Below are 13,162 nucleotides of genomic sequence, written 5' to 3' on the forward strand. Positions count from 1 at the left end.
AGCTTGCTCCCGCTGGACTGCGTAGCAGTCCCATTTTCTGGGGCCGCATCGCGACCCGGCGGGAGCAAGCTCCCTCGCCACAGGTTACTGGTGTCGGCTTTAACGCTTAACTGACCGGCATTAGGGCAAGCCCCACCCCACATTTGAATCACCGGCAGCCCGATAACCTGGCTTAGCCTGTGGTTTTTACCGCATTTTCAGCCGCCACTTCGGCCTTGGTCTTCAAGTTCTTCAGCTCTTCGCCCGCCCGCTCGATCTTCGTGCGCACGCTGTTCATTTCCTGGCGGCCTTGCTCCAGCTTGTCCTTGAGTGAACTGTGCCCGGTGAAGCCACGTACCAGCGCCACGCCACCAATTGCCACCTGGATCAGCCCAAAAATCCCGCCACGGCGCAGGCCTTTGCCTACCATCATCGCGCCACCGGCTACCGAGCCGATGCGTTCCCAACCGTGCACATTCTGCGTGCGCTGGGTGTCTGGTTGCAGGTGTTCAATGACAGGTCGCAGGGTTTTGCTGTCGCTCATGATCGGTCTCCAACAGAGGCAAGTGTAAATAGCTGACTGTTCCCGAGGGCCGGATGTTCCCGATATTTCAGTACTTGGGGCCGGAGCGGGTGTTGTTGCCCTTGGCCAGGCGGTCGTAAAGCACCACGTTGACGGTGGCGGCGAGGTTCATGCAGCCGGTGGTTGGGATGTAGACCACGTCTTCGCACCAGTCGCGAATCTCTTTATCCAGCGAGCCGTCTTCGGGGCCGAAGATATACAGGGCGCGGTCGGGGTGGGTGTATTCGGGCAGCGGGCGGGCGCCTTCCACCAGTTCCACGGCGACAGGGATGCAGCCCAGGGGCAGGATCTTTTTCAGGTCATCGATGCCGATCAGCGGAATGTCGTGGTGAACCTTCTTGGTGTCGGTGATGAAATCCCGCGCGCGCTCGTAACGCACGCCGGTATAGAACACCGAAGCCACGCCGTAGCAGCCGGCGGCGCGCATTACCGAACCGACGTTTTCCGGGGATTTTGGGTTATACAGACCGATGCAGCTGTAACGTTTATTGCCCACGGGGAAAGGTGCCTTGCAGGAAAAACCGGGATTATACGGTCTCGGGCACTGTGGTGCTTGGGCGATCGCTATCGGGGGCAAGCCCTAATGCCAGTCAGTTAAGACAGAACCGGTCCCTGTGGCGAGGGAGCTTGCTCCCGCTGGACTGCGTAGCAGTCCCATTTTTGGGGCCGCTTCGCGCCCCAACTGGAGCAAGCTCCCTCGCCACAGGTCGCAGGTTTTTCTGCTTTAGCGCTTAACTGACCGGCATTGGGGCAAGCCCCCTCCCACGGGATGATGGATTGCAAAGGTGGGAGGGGCTTGCCGCCGATGAGCGGGTACTGACAACAAAATCTTCAGTCGTCTTTCTTCATCAACCCGGCCAACGCAGCAAACGGGTTGTGCGTGGCCTTGGCAATCGTCGGGCTGCTGGTGGAGCCTTCGCCGAAATACTGCTGGTCGGTATAGCGCGAATGCTCGTTGTCATGGCAGTACAGGCAGAGCAATTCCCAGTTGGAGCCGTCCTGGGGATTGTCGTCATGATTGTGGTTGCGGTGATGCACGGTCAGTTCGCTCAGGCGCTTGCCGGCGAATTCACGGGCGCAGCGGCCGCACACATGGGGGTACATTTTCAGGGCTTTGTCGCGGTAGCCCATTTCCCGGTCGCGCTGGGCATCGGCGAGGATGCGGTCCAGCTTGGCGGTGTGGGAGGGCGGGTTAGTCGAGCTCATCATGGCTCCTGGCTATTGGGTGGTCACGGTCAGGTTGATTCTAGCTAATCACAGCGCAATTAGCCCTTGAGCTTTTCCGCAATCCAGATGGTGTGTCGCGTGCCTTTGTTGCCATGGGCAAACACCTGCACTTCTTCAGCCTTGAAACCGGCCTTGCGCAGTTTGTCGCTGAACAGTTTGTCGGCGCTGGCTGACCACACGGCAAGCACGCCCTTGGGGCGCAGGGCCTTGGCGCAGGCGGCCAGGCCACCGGCGGAATACAACCAGCTGTTGGCTTTTTGCGTAAGGCCCTCAGGGCCGTTATCGACATCGAGCATGATCGCATCAAACCCCTGGGGCTCGGCCTGCAGCACCTTGGCCACGTCTTCCAGGCGGATCACCGTGCGCGGGTCGAGCAAGGGGCGGCCGGACTTTTCACCCAGCGGCCCACGATTCCACTCCACCACGCCCGGCACCAATTCGGCCACCACCACTTCGGCGCTCTTGCCCAAATGCTTGAGCGCCGAGGTCAGGGTAAACCCCATGCCCAAGCCGCCAATCAACACCCGCGAGCCGGGCCGACCGGCGACTTTGCGGCACGGAATTTCCGCCAGGGCGTCTTCGGAGCCGTGCATGCGCGTGTTCATCAACTGGCCACCGTCACCGCCCTGGATCTTGATGACAAAATCCTCGCCGTATTCGAACAGGCACAAGGCACCGCCGTTGTCGGGGATCGGGGTGGTGTCCAGCAGAACGAAACGTTTCATGGAAATCTCATTGGGAAGGGCATTCTTGCGCGGTTGGGAGTAGCCTTACGACATTACGGTCAGGCCATGGAGCCATCGATGAAGTGCAGCATTCTAACGGTCATTGTGCTTGGCGCGCTCACATTGGGCGCGGCGCAGGCGCAGGAGTTGCAAACCGTGCCGGTCGCACCCGCGCCAACCCCCGGTGCGCCGGGCACGCCGACGCCGACGTTGTACCCGCAGGTCACTCCGCCCGTCGTGCCCAAAACCAACGGTTCGCCGCCGCTGGCGCCCATCGTGCTGCCGGCGCCGCCAAAGGACCAGACCGTCCCCGGCTTGCAACAGAACGACAGCAAGCCGAAGACCCCAGGCGGTTAGAACTGCTGCGCGAGTAATTGCCCATCAGCCATGCGCAGGCGCTTGGACAGGGCGATGGCAATTGCGCGGATGATCTTGGCCGCCACCCTGGGCGCTTCGTTGAGCATTTTCTCCAGGGCGTCCTTGCCCAGGTTCAGCAGCACGCAGTCGGTGGCCGCAATGCAGCTGGCTGAACGCCGTTCGCCGTCGAGCACCGCCATTTCGCCAAAGGCCCGGCCGCTGCGCAGGGTGGCGATGGTCAAGGGTTGCCCTGTGTGGTTGGTTTTCTGCACCGCCACCTGGCCGCTGTGGAGGATGCACATGAAGGTGCCGGCATCGCCCTCGAGGAAAATCACCTCATCCTGGGCAATGCTGCTGATATTGAAGTAGCCCGCGGCGATATGAAAATCTTCTGGCAGCAGCGGGTCGAACAGGCCGCAGTCCATCAGCATGTCGCGGATTTCGTCGTTAAGCAGGGTAGGTTGTGACATAGCTGCAATCTTGGTCCATCAAAAGGTAGGCGGTCCTGTGTTCAGACAGGGCCGCGCCACTAAGTTCTCAAATCAAGCCCAGCGCCTTGAACACAAATGCATATTCGAGCGCTACGTCACGTAATCCCTGGTAACGACCGCTCATGCCCCCGTGACCGGCGCCCAGCTCGGTCTTGAGCAGCAGCAGGTTATCGTCCGTCTTCGTGTCGCGCAGTTTGGCCACCCATTTGGCTGCTTCCCAGTACTGCACGCGGCTGTCGTTGTAACCGGCGATCACCAGCATGTGCGGGTAGGCCTGGGCTCGCACGTTTTCGTATGGCGCATACGCTTTGATGCGCGCATGCACTTCTGGCTCCTGCGGGTTGCCCCACTCGTCGTATTCGGTGACGGTCAGTGGCAGTTCCGGGTCGAGCATGGTGTTGAGCACATCCACAAACGGCACTTCGGCAATCGCCGCCTGGAACAGCTCCGGGCGCTGATTGAGCACGGCGCCGATCAACAGGCCGCCGGCGCTGCCGCCGCTGATGACCAGTTGACGCGACGTGGTCAGGCCCTGGGCGATGAGGTGTTCGGCGCAGGCAATAAAATCGCTGAAGGTGTTCTGTTTGTGTTCCTGCTTGCCATTGCGGTACCAGGCTTCGCCCAGTTCGCCGCCGCCGCGTACATGCGCGATGGCAAATGCCACGCCCCGGTCGAGCAGGCTCAGGCGCGCATGGGAGAACCAAGGGTCAAGGCTCGATCCGTACGCGCCGTAGCCATACAGGTACAGCGGCGTCGGCTTGCCGAGCTGGTCACGCTTGACCACCAGGCTGATCGGCACCTGGGTGCCGTCGGCGGACGTGGCCCACAGACGCTGGCTGACATAATCGTCGGCGTTGAACACACCGAGTACCGGGGTCTCCTTGAGCACCTGCTGTGCACCGCTGGCCAGTTCCAACTGACGCACCTGGGCCGGACGGTTGAGTGCTTCATAGCGCAGGCGAATCTTGTCGCTGGCAAATTCCAGGCTGTTTTGTACGTAAAGGCTGTAAGCCGCGTCAGGCAGTTCCACGCGATAGGCCGGTACGCCCTGGGGGTGCACTTCGATCACCGGCAGGCCACCCATGCGCAGGCTCAAGGTCATGGCGCTGGCATTCAGGCTGACGCCGTCAAGCATCACTTCGTCGCTGTGAGGGATCAGGTTCTGCCAGTCGGCTTCGGTGGGTACCGTGCCGGTGTCAGGGGCGACGAACAGCGCGTAGTTGATACCGTCGCGGTTGCTGCGGATAAACCAGGTCCACTGGCCGTTCAATTGGCCGTGGTCGACATCGTATTCATGGTCTTCCACCCGCGGCGCCAGGCAGGTGAAGCCCAGGTGCGGCTGGTCGGCGTCCAGCGCCCAGATTTCGCTGGTGGTCTTGCTGCCCAGGGCCAGCAGCAACTGGCGCTCGGAGCTGGAGCGGTAGCAATGCAGGAAGAAGCGTCCGTCGGGTTCGTGGAACACTTCCTGCGCCGCCGTACCATCCAGGCGGTAACGGTAGAGTTTGTGCGGGCGGTGGGTGTCGTCCAGTTCGCCGAAGAACAGCGTGAGGCTGTCATTGGCCCAGGTCATGCTGCCGTCGCAATTGTCGAATACCAGTTCACTGACCTTGTCGGTCGCCAATTCCTTCACGTACAGGGTGTAGATCTCTTCACCGCTGGTGTCGAGGCTGTAGGCCAGGCGCTGGTGGTCGGGGCTGATGCTGAACGCGCCGAGGGAAAAAAAGCCGCCATTGGCCAGCACGTTCGGGTCCAGCAGCAGCTCTTCGCTGCTGTCATCCACCTGGTTGCTGTCATCGGCCGGGCGGCGGCAGCGGTAGTGACGCGCGTATTCGTCACCGGCGGTGGTGCGGGTGTAGTACAGATACGGGCCCCAGGGGGAGGGCAGGGACAAGTCGGTTTCCAGGATACGGCCCTTGATCTCTTCGAACAGGGTCTCGCGCAGCGCCTGCTGGTCGGCGAGCTGCGCTTGCTGCCAGGCATTTTCCGCCTTGAGGTAATCGAGCACCTCTGTGCTGTCTCGTTCTTGCAGCCAGGCGTATGGGTCTGGGCCTGGGGCTTTGCGGGCAATCGGTGCGGATGAAATAGGCATGGATAATTCTCTATCTGGCGGACGGTGGCCGGCATTGCAGCCGCCACACGCAAAAGCCGTTATCATAGCCGCCTCTTTGCCAGCCTTGCCATGGACACCATGACCGAGAACGACTATCTGACCGCTTGGGGCCTTTACGCCTTCGCCGCTTTGGGCTGCCTGTTGGTGTGGTGGCGCATGACCCGCTGGATCTGGCGCTGGCTGCGTGAGCCGTTGCAGTTGCTGATGGCGGTGCTGTTGCTCAGCCCCACCATCGTCGACCCGATCAAGACCCAGTTCGCGCCGGCCGTGGCGATCACCGCCCTGGACCTGCTGCTCAAGGTCGGCAACAACGCCTGGCGCGCCATCTCCGATCTGTTCATGTACACGATGATCGTGTTCGCGCTGTACATCGTGTTCGTGCTGATCCGCTGGCCCATCGAGCGCGGCGCCAAGGCCCGCCGCGAACGCGAGGCCGCCAGGGATGCCGCGTTGGCCGTCGAACCGGAAGAAGACGAACCGTTCCGTCGCCCGGCGCCTGTGGGTGGCATGCGGGTCGAACCGCGCCTTTAACGTTGTCCGTCCTGCTGCGAGAGCCCTGGCATGTGTGAATTATTGGGCATGAGTGCCAACGTCCCCACCGATATCGTGTTCAGCTTCACCGGGCTGATGCAGCGGGGCGGGCGTACCGGCCCCCACCGCGACGGTTGGGGCATCGCCTTCTACGAAGGCCGTGGCCTGCGACTGTTCCAGGACCCGGCCGCGAGCAGCGAGTCGGAAGTCGCGCTGCTGGTGCAGCGTTATCCCATCAAGAGCGAAGTGGTGATCGGCCATATCCGCCAGGCCAATGTGGGCAAGGTCAGCCTGGCCAATACCCACCCGTTCGTGCGCGAACTGTGGGGCCGCAACTGGTGTTTTGCGCACAATGGCCAACTGGCGGACTTCAACCCCCGCGCCATCTTCTATCGACCGGTCGGCGACACCGACAGCGAAGCGGCGTTTTGCGACCTGCTCAACCGCGTGCGCGAAGCCTTCCCGGAGCCGGTGGACATCGAGCAGATGCTGCCGGACCTGATCGCCGCCTGTGCCGAATACCGCAGCAAAGGCGTGTTCAACTGCCTGCTCAGCGATGGCGACTGGCTGTTTTGCTATTGCTCGACCAAACTGGCACAGATTACCCGGCGCGCGCCGTTTGGCCCGGCCCGCTTGAAAGATGTCGACGTGATCGTCGATTTTCAGGCCGAAACCACCCCCAACGACGTGGTAACGGTGATCGCCACCGAGCCGCTGACCGACAACGAAAACTGGACCCGCTACGAACCGGGCCAATGGAGCCTGTGGCGACGCGGTGAATGCGTCAGCCAGGGCGTTACCAAGTAAGGAATCGACCATGTTGCTCAGCTATCTGCGGTTGGTGCTGTTTGCCATTGGCTTGTTGGTCGGCGTGCAAGTGCCGGGGTTTATCAACGATTACGCCAAGCGCGTCGAAGCCCACCTGATCGAGGCCGGGACGGGCCTGCGCGGGTTTGAGTCCACCGCGCAGCAGTTCTTCAACGGTGACATGCAAGCCCTGGTGGCGCATTACCGGGCCAGCGATGACCCGGTGTTCCAGAGCGACGCCAGCAGCCTGGGCGCGATGCTCGATCGCCAGTTGGCGTTGGACAAGCAATTCCAGGCCATGCAAGGCCCCTGGTACATCCGCGCCCTGCAAGTGGCGGTGGCCGCCGATCCGGATATCCGCCTGGAAACCTGGAATGGCTACAGCTACCAGATCCTGCTGACGCCCGAAGCCATGGGCTGGGGCCTGGGTGGGGCGATGCTGTTGTCGTTCGGCATCGAATGCCTGTTCCGACTGATTGACTGGGTGGTGCTGGGCGGCCGGCGCTTGCGCCAGAGCCGGCCGATTGAAGAGCGCGACTTGAAAGGCCTCTAAAACGGGCTCGGGCAACTGTGAGAGGCCATAGGTTTCTACACAACCCTGGAAGCGACGCTGAACCTGTGGCGAGGGAGCTTGCTCCCGTGTCGGCCTTACAGCCCATAACTATCTGCCTGACACCCCGCAATCCAAATGTGGCCTGCCTGCAAAGGCGGCCTGGCAGCCAGGTTAATCGGTCCGGCTGAGAACCATGTGCTCTTTGCCGACTTCCTCGGCATACCTGGCAACCACCTTCTGACACAATCCCACAATTTCCTCCACCAGCTCCACCCCCACCCGCCACGACACCACCACCTGCAGATTCGGCAGTTGCTGCGCCATCGGCAGCATCACCAGCTCCCCCCGTGCCAGCTCTTCGCTGACCAGCACCGGCGGCAGCGCGCCGATGCCAAACCCATCGCGCAATAAGCGAGTGATCGCCGATACCGAATTCACACAGTTCATGCGCGGTGCGGCGACGCCATTGGCCTGCATCAAACTCAACACATCCTGATGGGGGCAGGAGTTTTTCGAGTAGGTGATGATGCGCTCCTGAGCCAATTCGGCGAGGGAGGCGTAGTCGCGGTTGTAGATCGAGTGGCTGGCGACAATCCAGGCCATGGGGTGGCTGCCCAATTCCAGGCTGCGTACGGTTTCATGGCGCAGCAGGTCGGTTTGCAGGATCAGGTCGAGGAAGCCTTTTTGCAGTTGATCGCTGAGGTTCAGCGCGGTATCGGCGACCAGCTCGATTTCCACTCGCGGGAAGAGCTCCATCAGCTCAGCCACCAACGGACTGAGCCATGTGTGGATCACCGTGTCCATCGCGCCGATTCGAATCCGTCCGACTTTGCTGCTGGTGGTTTCCAGGGACTGCTTCAAGCCCTGCATGGTCACCATCATCTGCTCGGCATAATCGAGCACCTTCACGCCTTCGGGGGTCAGGCTCACGCCACGCGAATCGCGCAGGAACAGCTTCACCCCCAACTCGCTTTCCAACACGGCGATGCGGCTGGAGATCGACGCCTGGGTGGTGAACAGCTTTTCGGCGGTCAGGCGGAAACTCTTGAGCTTGGCCACCCAGACGAAGGTTTCGAGGAACTTCAAATTCATGGGATCAACTTTTTCTTATGCATGGATCGGTTTTTATTAGTTGGACGCCGCACCGTGCCGGCGCCAAAAATCGAGCCGTTCCACGATAAGCGTCGTTGGGTTTCAGGACAACATCGTTGCGAGATGTTGGTAAAAGATCCCACACTACAAAAAAACAAAGCCTACAGGAGCGACCCCGTGAGCCGCCTGCTATTGAATTGCGACATCGGCGAAAGCTTCGGCAACTGGACCCTGGGTCTGGACGCCGAAGTCATGCCGTTCATCGATTGCGCCAACGTGGCCTGCGGTTTCCATGCCGGCGACCCGAGCATCATGCGCAAAACCGTCAGCCTGGCGCTCAAGCACGGCGTGCAAGTGGGCGCACACCCGGCTTATCAGGACCTGCAAGGCTTCGGCCGGCGCTCCATGCAGTACACGGCCCAGGAAATCCAGGACCTGTTGCATTACCAGATCGGTGCGCTGGATGGGATCTGCCGGGCACAGGGTGGCCGCGTCAGTTACGTCAAACCCCATGGCGCGATGTACAACGACATGATGGCCAACCCCGCCCAGCTGCGCGCGGTGGTTCAGGCCGTGGCCGCGTACGGCGACCTGCCGCTGATGGTGCTGGCCACTCGCGACAACAGCGCGGCCCAGGCCTTGGGTGACGAATACGGCGTGACCCTGTGGTTCGAAGCTTTTGCCGACCGCGCCTATGACAGCCAGGGCCATCTGGTTTCCCGCCAATTGCCCGGTGCGGTGCACCACGACACCGACACCATCCTCAATCAGGCGATGACCCTCTCCCGAGGCGAGCCCCTGACCGCCAGCGACGGCAGCGCCCTGGTCTTGCAGGCCAACACGCTGTGTGTGCACGGTGATAACGCCAGCTCGGTGGCCGCGGTGCAGCGTATCCGCGAGGCGTTGAAGCCAGCATGAAGCCACGGATTGAAGTGGTGGCCATCGACTGCTTGATGGTGCGGCTGTTCGATGTGATTGCCGAAGCCAACATGCCATGGATGCTCGCCGCCACCCAGCGTTTGCGCAGCGGGTTCGGCAGTGCATTGGTTGATCTGGTGCCGTCCTATACCACCTTGATGGTGCATTACGACCTCGCCACGCTGGCCCCGGCCCAGGCACGGGCACTGATCGACCAGGCCCTGACCGACCTGCAGCCCCAGGCTCAGGGCGGCGGCCGCTGCCATGTGCTGCCGGTATGGTACGACCTGAGCGTCGGGCCGGAACTGAGCTTGCTGTCACAGCGCAGTGGGCTTGCGGTGGCTGAGGTGATTCGTCGCCACAGCACCCATCCTTATCAAGTGTTCGCCCTCGGTTTCGCCCCCGGCTTTGCCTTTATGGGGCTGGTGGACGAAAGCCTTGCCACGCCGCGCCTCGGCACCCCGCGTAAACGCGTGACGGCCGGCAGCGTGGGCATTGCCGAGCGGCAAACCGCCGCCTACCCGGTGATGTCCCCCGGTGGCTGGAACCTGATCGGGCGCACCCCGGCCAAACTGTTCGACCGCGAACGCGACGGCTACAGCCTGATGCAGCCGGGCGACACGGTGCGCTTCGAGGCGGTCGACCACGCTGAGTTCGTCAACCTGGGGGGCGATGACACGCCATTGGAGGCACAGGCATGAGTCGCTTGATGATCGAGGCCAGCACGCCGCTGTGCCTGTTGCAGGATGCCGGGCGTTTTGGCGTACGCCACCTGGGCGTAACCCAGGGCGGTGCGTTGGATTGGGTGTCGATGTCGTGGGCCAACTGGCTGCTGGGCAATGCGCTGGATGCGCCCGTGGTGGAAATCACCCTGGGCGGCTTTACCGTGCAGGCCGAGGACTATTGCCTGTTGGCCCTGGCCGGCGCCGACCTGGGCGCCTGTATCGATGAGCGTGCAATCAGCCCAGGGCGCAGCTTTATCCTGCAAAAAGGCCAGCGCTTGCGCTTTACCCAACCGTTCAAGGGCGCGCGGGCTTACCTCGCGGCGCCGGGTGGCTTTGACGCGCCGCAGGTGCTCGGCAGTTGTGCGACGGTGGTGCGCGAGGAACTGGGCGGCGTGGATGGTTTCGGCAAGGCGTTGGCCGAAGGCGGGCGCTTGGCCTATTCCGGGACGGGCGGGGCGATGAAAGTGCTGAGTGAGCCGGGTTTGCAATCCGCTGCCTCGCTGGACGTGATCGTCGGCGCACAGATCGGCCAGTTCAGCGGCCAAAGCCTGTTCGACGCATTCAATACCGACTGGGCCCTCGACAGCCGCGCCGACCGCATGGGCATGCGCCTGCTGGGCACGCCGTTGCAGTACCAGGGCCCGTCGTTGATTTCCGAAGGCATTCCCCTGGGCGCCGTCCAGGTGCCACCGGATGGGCAGCCGATCGTATTGCTCAATGATCGGCAGACCATCGGTGGCTATCCACGCTTAGGAGCGTTGACGCCGTTATCGCTGGCGCGCTTGGCGCAGTGCCTGCCAGGGGAGAAGGTGCGCCTGGCTCCGGTGGTGCAGGAGACGGCGCATCGGCAGCATGTCGAGTATTTGCGCCGGTTCAAATAACGCCGCAGTCCAAAAAGTGTGGGAGCGGGCTTGCTCGCGAAGGCGGTGCTTCAGTCTGCCAATTCGGCGACCGGTACACCGCATTCGTGAGCAAGCCCGCTCCCACATGGGTTTTTATTTGGAGAGAAAGCGCATGCCTTCTTCCAGGCCGCGCAAGGTCAGCGGATACATCTGATCCTCCACCAACTCCCGCACGATTCCCGTCGACGCCGTGTACCCCCAGGTATCCCTGGGGTACGGGTTTATCCAGATCAGCTTCTTGTACTTGGCCATGAACCGCTGCATCCACACATACCCAGGCTCCTCGTTCCAGTGCTCGACGCTGCCGCCGGCCTGGGTGATTTCATAGGGTGCCATGGACGCATCGCCGATAAAGATCACTTTGTAGTCGGCGCCGTACTTGTGCAGTAAATCCTGGGTGGAGGTGCGCTCCGAGGTGCGGCGCTGGTTGTTCTTCCAGACCGACTCGTACACGAAGTTATGGAAGTAGAAGTACTCCAGGTGCTTGAACTCGGTCTTGCACGCAGAGAACAGTTCTTCGCAGATCTTCACATGGGCGTCCATCGAGCCGCCGATATCGAACAGCAGCAACAGCTTGATGGTGTTGCGCCGCTCGGGGCGCATCTGGATATTCAGCAGCCCGGCGTCGCGGGCGGTGTGGTCGATGGTGCCGTCAATGTCCAGCTCTTCGGCCGCGCCCTGGCGGGCAAACTTGCGCAGGCGGCGCAGGGCGATCTTGATATTGCGCGTGCCCAGTTCCACTTGATCGTCGAGGTTCTTGTACTCGCGTTGGTCCCAAACTTTCACCGCCTTGCCCTGGCGCTTGCCCGCATCGCCGACGCGGATGCCTTCCGGGTTGTAGCCGCCGGAACCGAAGGGGCTGGTGCCGCCGGTGCCGATCCACTTGTTGCCCCCGGCGTGGCGTTCTTTCTGTTCTTCCAGGCGTTTCTTGAATTCCTCGATCAGTTTATCGAGGCCGCCGAGGGACTGGATCTGCGCGCGTTCTTCCTCGCTCAGCGAGCGTTCGAATTCCTTGCGCAGCCACTCTTCGGGGATCAACGCCTGCAGATGGTCGTCGAGCTTTTCCAGGCCGTTGAAGTAGGCGCCGAAGGCTCGGTCGAACTTGTCGAAATGCCGTTCGTCCTTGACCAGGATCGCCCGCGCCAAATAGTAGAACTCGTCCATGTCGGCGAAGGTCACGCGCTGTTTCAGCGCGTTGATCAGGTCGAGCAGCTCACGCACCGACACCGGCACCTTGGCGGCACGCATTTCATTGAACAGGTTGAGCAACATTATCGATTACCGCGACGGCTCATGAATGCCAGACGTTCCAGCAGTTGGACGTCTTGCTCGTTCTTGACCAGCGCACCGGCCAGCGGCGGGATGGCTTTAGTCGGGTCACGCTCGCGCAGCACGGCTTCGCCGATATTGTCGGCCATCAGCAACTTGAGCCAGTCCACCAGCTCGGAGGTGGAGGGTTTTTTCTTCAAGCCCGGCACCTTGCGCACGTCGAAGAACACGTCCAGCGCTTCGCTGACCAGGTCTTTCTTGATGTCCGGATAGTGCACATCGACAATTTTTTGCAGGGTAGTGCGGTCGGGGAAGGCGATGTAGTGGAAGAAGCAACGACGCAGGAACGCGTCCGGCAACTCTTTCTCGTTGTTGGAAGTAATGATGATGATCGGGCGTTTTTTGGCCTTGATGGTCTCGTCGATTTCGTAGACGTAGAACTCCATCTTGTCGAGTTCTTGCAACAGGTCGTTGGGGAACTCGATGTCAGCCTTGTCGATTTCGTCGATCAGCAGGATCACCCGCTCTTCAGACTCGAAGGCTTCCCAGAGCTTGCCCTTCTTCAGGTAGTTGCGCACATCGTGCACCTTGTCCACACCCAGCTGCGAGTCGCGCAGACGGCTGACCGCGTCATACTCGTAGAGGCCCTGGTGAGCCTTGGTGGTCGACTTGATGTGCCAAGTGATCAACTTGGCGCCGAAGGACTCGGCCAGTTGCTCGGCGAGCATGGTCTTGCCGGTGCCCGGTTCGCCCTTGACCAGCAGTGGCCGCTCCAGGGTGATGGCGGCGTTGACGGCCAGTTTCAGGTCATCGGTAGCCACATAGGCCTGGGTGCCTTCGAACTTCATCGGTCATTCCTCGAATTCATCAATGCCCGACTATACCGCGCAGCC

At 61.6% G+C, this 13,162-nt stretch carries 16 protein-coding genes; 7 read left to right on the top strand and 9 right to left on the bottom strand.

Annotated elements, in window-relative coordinates:
- Window positions 1–172: 172 nt before the first annotated feature.
- The 4 genes from Q1V60_RS20620 to Q1V60_RS20635 form a co-directional block, all read right to left on the bottom strand.
- The gene (locus Q1V60_RS20620) at window positions 173–523 is read right to left on the bottom strand and encodes a DUF2892 domain-containing protein (protein WP_300634054.1); all 351 of its coding nucleotides are present in this window, start codon (window positions 521–523) and stop codon (window positions 173–175) included.
- A 67-nt stretch (window positions 524–590) separates the two neighbouring features.
- Window positions 591–1,058, bottom strand: a complete 468-nt coding sequence (locus Q1V60_RS20625; protein ID WP_003189607.1) for an RNA methyltransferase — start codon at window positions 1,056–1,058, stop codon at window positions 591–593.
- A 335-nt stretch (window positions 1,059–1,393) separates the two neighbouring features.
- Window positions 1,394–1,768, bottom strand: a complete 375-nt coding sequence (locus tag Q1V60_RS20630) for a YajD family HNH nuclease (RefSeq protein WP_003210675.1) — start codon at window positions 1,766–1,768, stop codon at window positions 1,394–1,396.
- Window positions 1,769–1,827: 59 nt separating this feature from the next.
- Window positions 1,828–2,514: a hypothetical protein gene (locus Q1V60_RS20635; protein WP_300634058.1), complete on the bottom strand. Its 687-nt coding sequence runs from the start codon at window positions 2,512–2,514 to the stop codon at window positions 1,828–1,830.
- A 78-nt stretch (window positions 2,515–2,592) separates the two neighbouring features.
- Between Q1V60_RS20635 and Q1V60_RS20640 the strand changes: the two genes are divergently transcribed.
- Entirely contained in the window at window positions 2,593–2,871 is a 279-nt protein-coding gene (locus Q1V60_RS20640; protein WP_065950521.1) for a hypothetical protein, read from the top strand.
- Here the strand turns inward: Q1V60_RS20640 and Q1V60_RS20645 are convergent.
- Window positions 2,868–3,341 (bottom strand): cyclic nucleotide-binding domain-containing protein, encoded by a 474-nt coding sequence (locus tag Q1V60_RS20645; protein ID WP_300634063.1) that lies wholly within the window; start codon window positions 3,339–3,341, stop codon window positions 2,868–2,870. The two genes, Q1V60_RS20640 and Q1V60_RS20645, sit on opposite strands and share 4 nt — an antisense overlap.
- Before the next feature lie 67 nt (window positions 3,342–3,408).
- Window positions 3,409–5,451, bottom strand: coding sequence for a S9 family peptidase (locus Q1V60_RS20650; RefSeq protein ID WP_300634066.1), 2,043 nt, complete (start codon window positions 5,449–5,451; stop codon window positions 3,409–3,411).
- 24 nt (window positions 5,452–5,475) lie between these two features.
- Here Q1V60_RS20650 and Q1V60_RS20655 point away from each other — a divergent pair, with 24 nt between their 5' ends.
- From Q1V60_RS20655 to Q1V60_RS20665, 3 genes are read left to right on the top strand one after another with little or no spacing between them, the layout of a single operon-like run.
- A complete protein-coding gene (locus Q1V60_RS20655; RefSeq protein ID WP_300634068.1) occupies window positions 5,476–6,003 on the top strand; it encodes an MFS transporter in 528 nt (175 codons plus the stop codon).
- Window positions 6,004–6,033: 30 nt separating this feature from the next.
- Window positions 6,034–6,810 carry a class II glutamine amidotransferase gene (locus tag Q1V60_RS20660; RefSeq protein WP_300634070.1) on the top strand — a complete coding sequence of 259 codons (777 nt, stop codon included), beginning with the start codon at window positions 6,034–6,036 and terminating at the stop codon, window positions 6,808–6,810.
- A 10-nt stretch (window positions 6,811–6,820) separates the two neighbouring features.
- Complete coding sequence (locus Q1V60_RS20665) at window positions 6,821–7,363, top strand: DUF2937 family protein (protein ID WP_300634072.1); 543 nt, start codon at window positions 6,821–6,823, stop codon at window positions 7,361–7,363.
- Window positions 7,364–7,534: 171 nt separating this feature from the next.
- Here Q1V60_RS20665 and Q1V60_RS20670 read toward each other — a convergent pair whose 3' ends face one another.
- Window positions 7,535–8,455 (bottom strand): LysR family transcriptional regulator, encoded by a 921-nt coding sequence (locus Q1V60_RS20670; protein ID WP_300634075.1) that lies wholly within the window; start codon window positions 8,453–8,455, stop codon window positions 7,535–7,537.
- 177 nt (window positions 8,456–8,632) lie between these two features.
- Between Q1V60_RS20670 and Q1V60_RS20675 the strand changes: the two genes are divergently transcribed.
- From Q1V60_RS20675 to Q1V60_RS20685, 3 genes are read left to right on the top strand one after another with little or no spacing between them, the layout of a single operon-like run.
- Window positions 8,633–9,373, top strand: a complete 741-nt coding sequence (locus Q1V60_RS20675; RefSeq protein WP_300634078.1) for a 5-oxoprolinase subunit PxpA — start codon at window positions 8,633–8,635, stop codon at window positions 9,371–9,373.
- Window positions 9,370–10,074, top strand: a complete 705-nt coding sequence (locus Q1V60_RS20680) for an allophanate hydrolase subunit 1 (RefSeq protein ID WP_300634080.1) — start codon at window positions 9,370–9,372, stop codon at window positions 10,072–10,074. The genes Q1V60_RS20675 and Q1V60_RS20680 overlap by 4 nt, the downstream gene beginning before the upstream one ends.
- Entirely contained in the window at window positions 10,071–10,979 is a 909-nt protein-coding gene (locus tag Q1V60_RS20685) for a biotin-dependent carboxyltransferase family protein (RefSeq protein WP_300634083.1), read from the top strand. The genes Q1V60_RS20680 and Q1V60_RS20685 overlap by 4 nt, the downstream gene beginning before the upstream one ends.
- 114 nt (window positions 10,980–11,093) lie before the next feature.
- Here Q1V60_RS20685 and Q1V60_RS20690 read toward each other — a convergent pair whose 3' ends face one another.
- The gene (locus Q1V60_RS20690; protein ID WP_300634086.1) at window positions 11,094–12,272 is read right to left on the bottom strand and encodes a VWA domain-containing protein; all 1,179 of its coding nucleotides are present in this window, start codon (window positions 12,270–12,272) and stop codon (window positions 11,094–11,096) included.
- Entirely contained in the window at window positions 12,272–13,117 is an 846-nt protein-coding gene (locus tag Q1V60_RS20695; protein ID WP_003210690.1) for a MoxR family ATPase, read from the bottom strand. Before Q1V60_RS20695 ends, Q1V60_RS20690 begins: the two co-directional genes overlap by 1 nt.
- Window positions 13,118–13,162: the final 45 nt, after the last annotated feature.

Origin of the sequence: Pseudomonas sp., from assembly GCF_030147005.1 — a bacterium.
Classification (GTDB): Bacteria; Pseudomonadota; Gammaproteobacteria; order Pseudomonadales; family Pseudomonadaceae; genus Aquipseudomonas.

What these genes read in the sequence shown, in the direction of transcription:
- Q1V60_RS20630 (WP_003210675.1), bottom strand. Translation starts at nt 1,768, where the DNA reads ATGAGCTCGACTAACCCGCCCTCCCACACCGCCAAGCTGGACCGCATC.
- Q1V60_RS20690 (WP_300634086.1), bottom strand. Translation starts at nt 12,272, where the DNA reads ATGTTGCTCAACCTGTTCAATGAAATGCGTGCCGCCAAGGTGCCGGTG.
- Q1V60_RS20635 (WP_300634058.1), bottom strand. Translation starts at nt 2,514, where the DNA reads ATGAAACGTTTCGTTCTGCTGGACACCACCCCGATCCCCGACAACGGC.
- Q1V60_RS20670 (WP_300634075.1), bottom strand. Translation starts at nt 8,455, where the DNA reads ATGAATTTGAAGTTCCTCGAAACCTTCGTCTGGGTGGCCAAGCTCAAG.
- Q1V60_RS20680 (WP_300634080.1), top strand. Translation starts at nt 9,370, where the DNA reads ATGAAGCCACGGATTGAAGTGGTGGCCATCGACTGCTTGATGGTGCGG.
- Q1V60_RS20685 (WP_300634083.1), top strand. Translation starts at nt 10,071, where the DNA reads ATGAGTCGCTTGATGATCGAGGCCAGCACGCCGCTGTGCCTGTTGCAG.
- Q1V60_RS20640 (WP_065950521.1), top strand. Translation starts at nt 2,593, where the DNA reads ATGAAGTGCAGCATTCTAACGGTCATTGTGCTTGGCGCGCTCACATTG.
- Q1V60_RS20620 (WP_300634054.1), bottom strand. Translation starts at nt 523, where the DNA reads ATGAGCGACAGCAAAACCCTGCGACCTGTCATTGAACACCTGCAACCA.
- Q1V60_RS20650 (WP_300634066.1), bottom strand. Translation starts at nt 5,451, where the DNA reads ATGCCTATTTCATCCGCACCGATTGCCCGCAAAGCCCCAGGCCCAGAC.
- Q1V60_RS20695 (WP_003210690.1), bottom strand. Translation starts at nt 13,117, where the DNA reads ATGAAGTTCGAAGGCACCCAGGCCTATGTGGCTACCGATGACCTGAAA.
- Q1V60_RS20665 (WP_300634072.1), top strand. Translation starts at nt 6,821, where the DNA reads ATGTTGCTCAGCTATCTGCGGTTGGTGCTGTTTGCCATTGGCTTGTTG.
- Q1V60_RS20660 (WP_300634070.1), top strand. Translation starts at nt 6,034, where the DNA reads ATGTGTGAATTATTGGGCATGAGTGCCAACGTCCCCACCGATATCGTG.
- Q1V60_RS20645 (WP_300634063.1), bottom strand. Translation starts at nt 3,341, where the DNA reads ATGTCACAACCTACCCTGCTTAACGACGAAATCCGCGACATGCTGATG.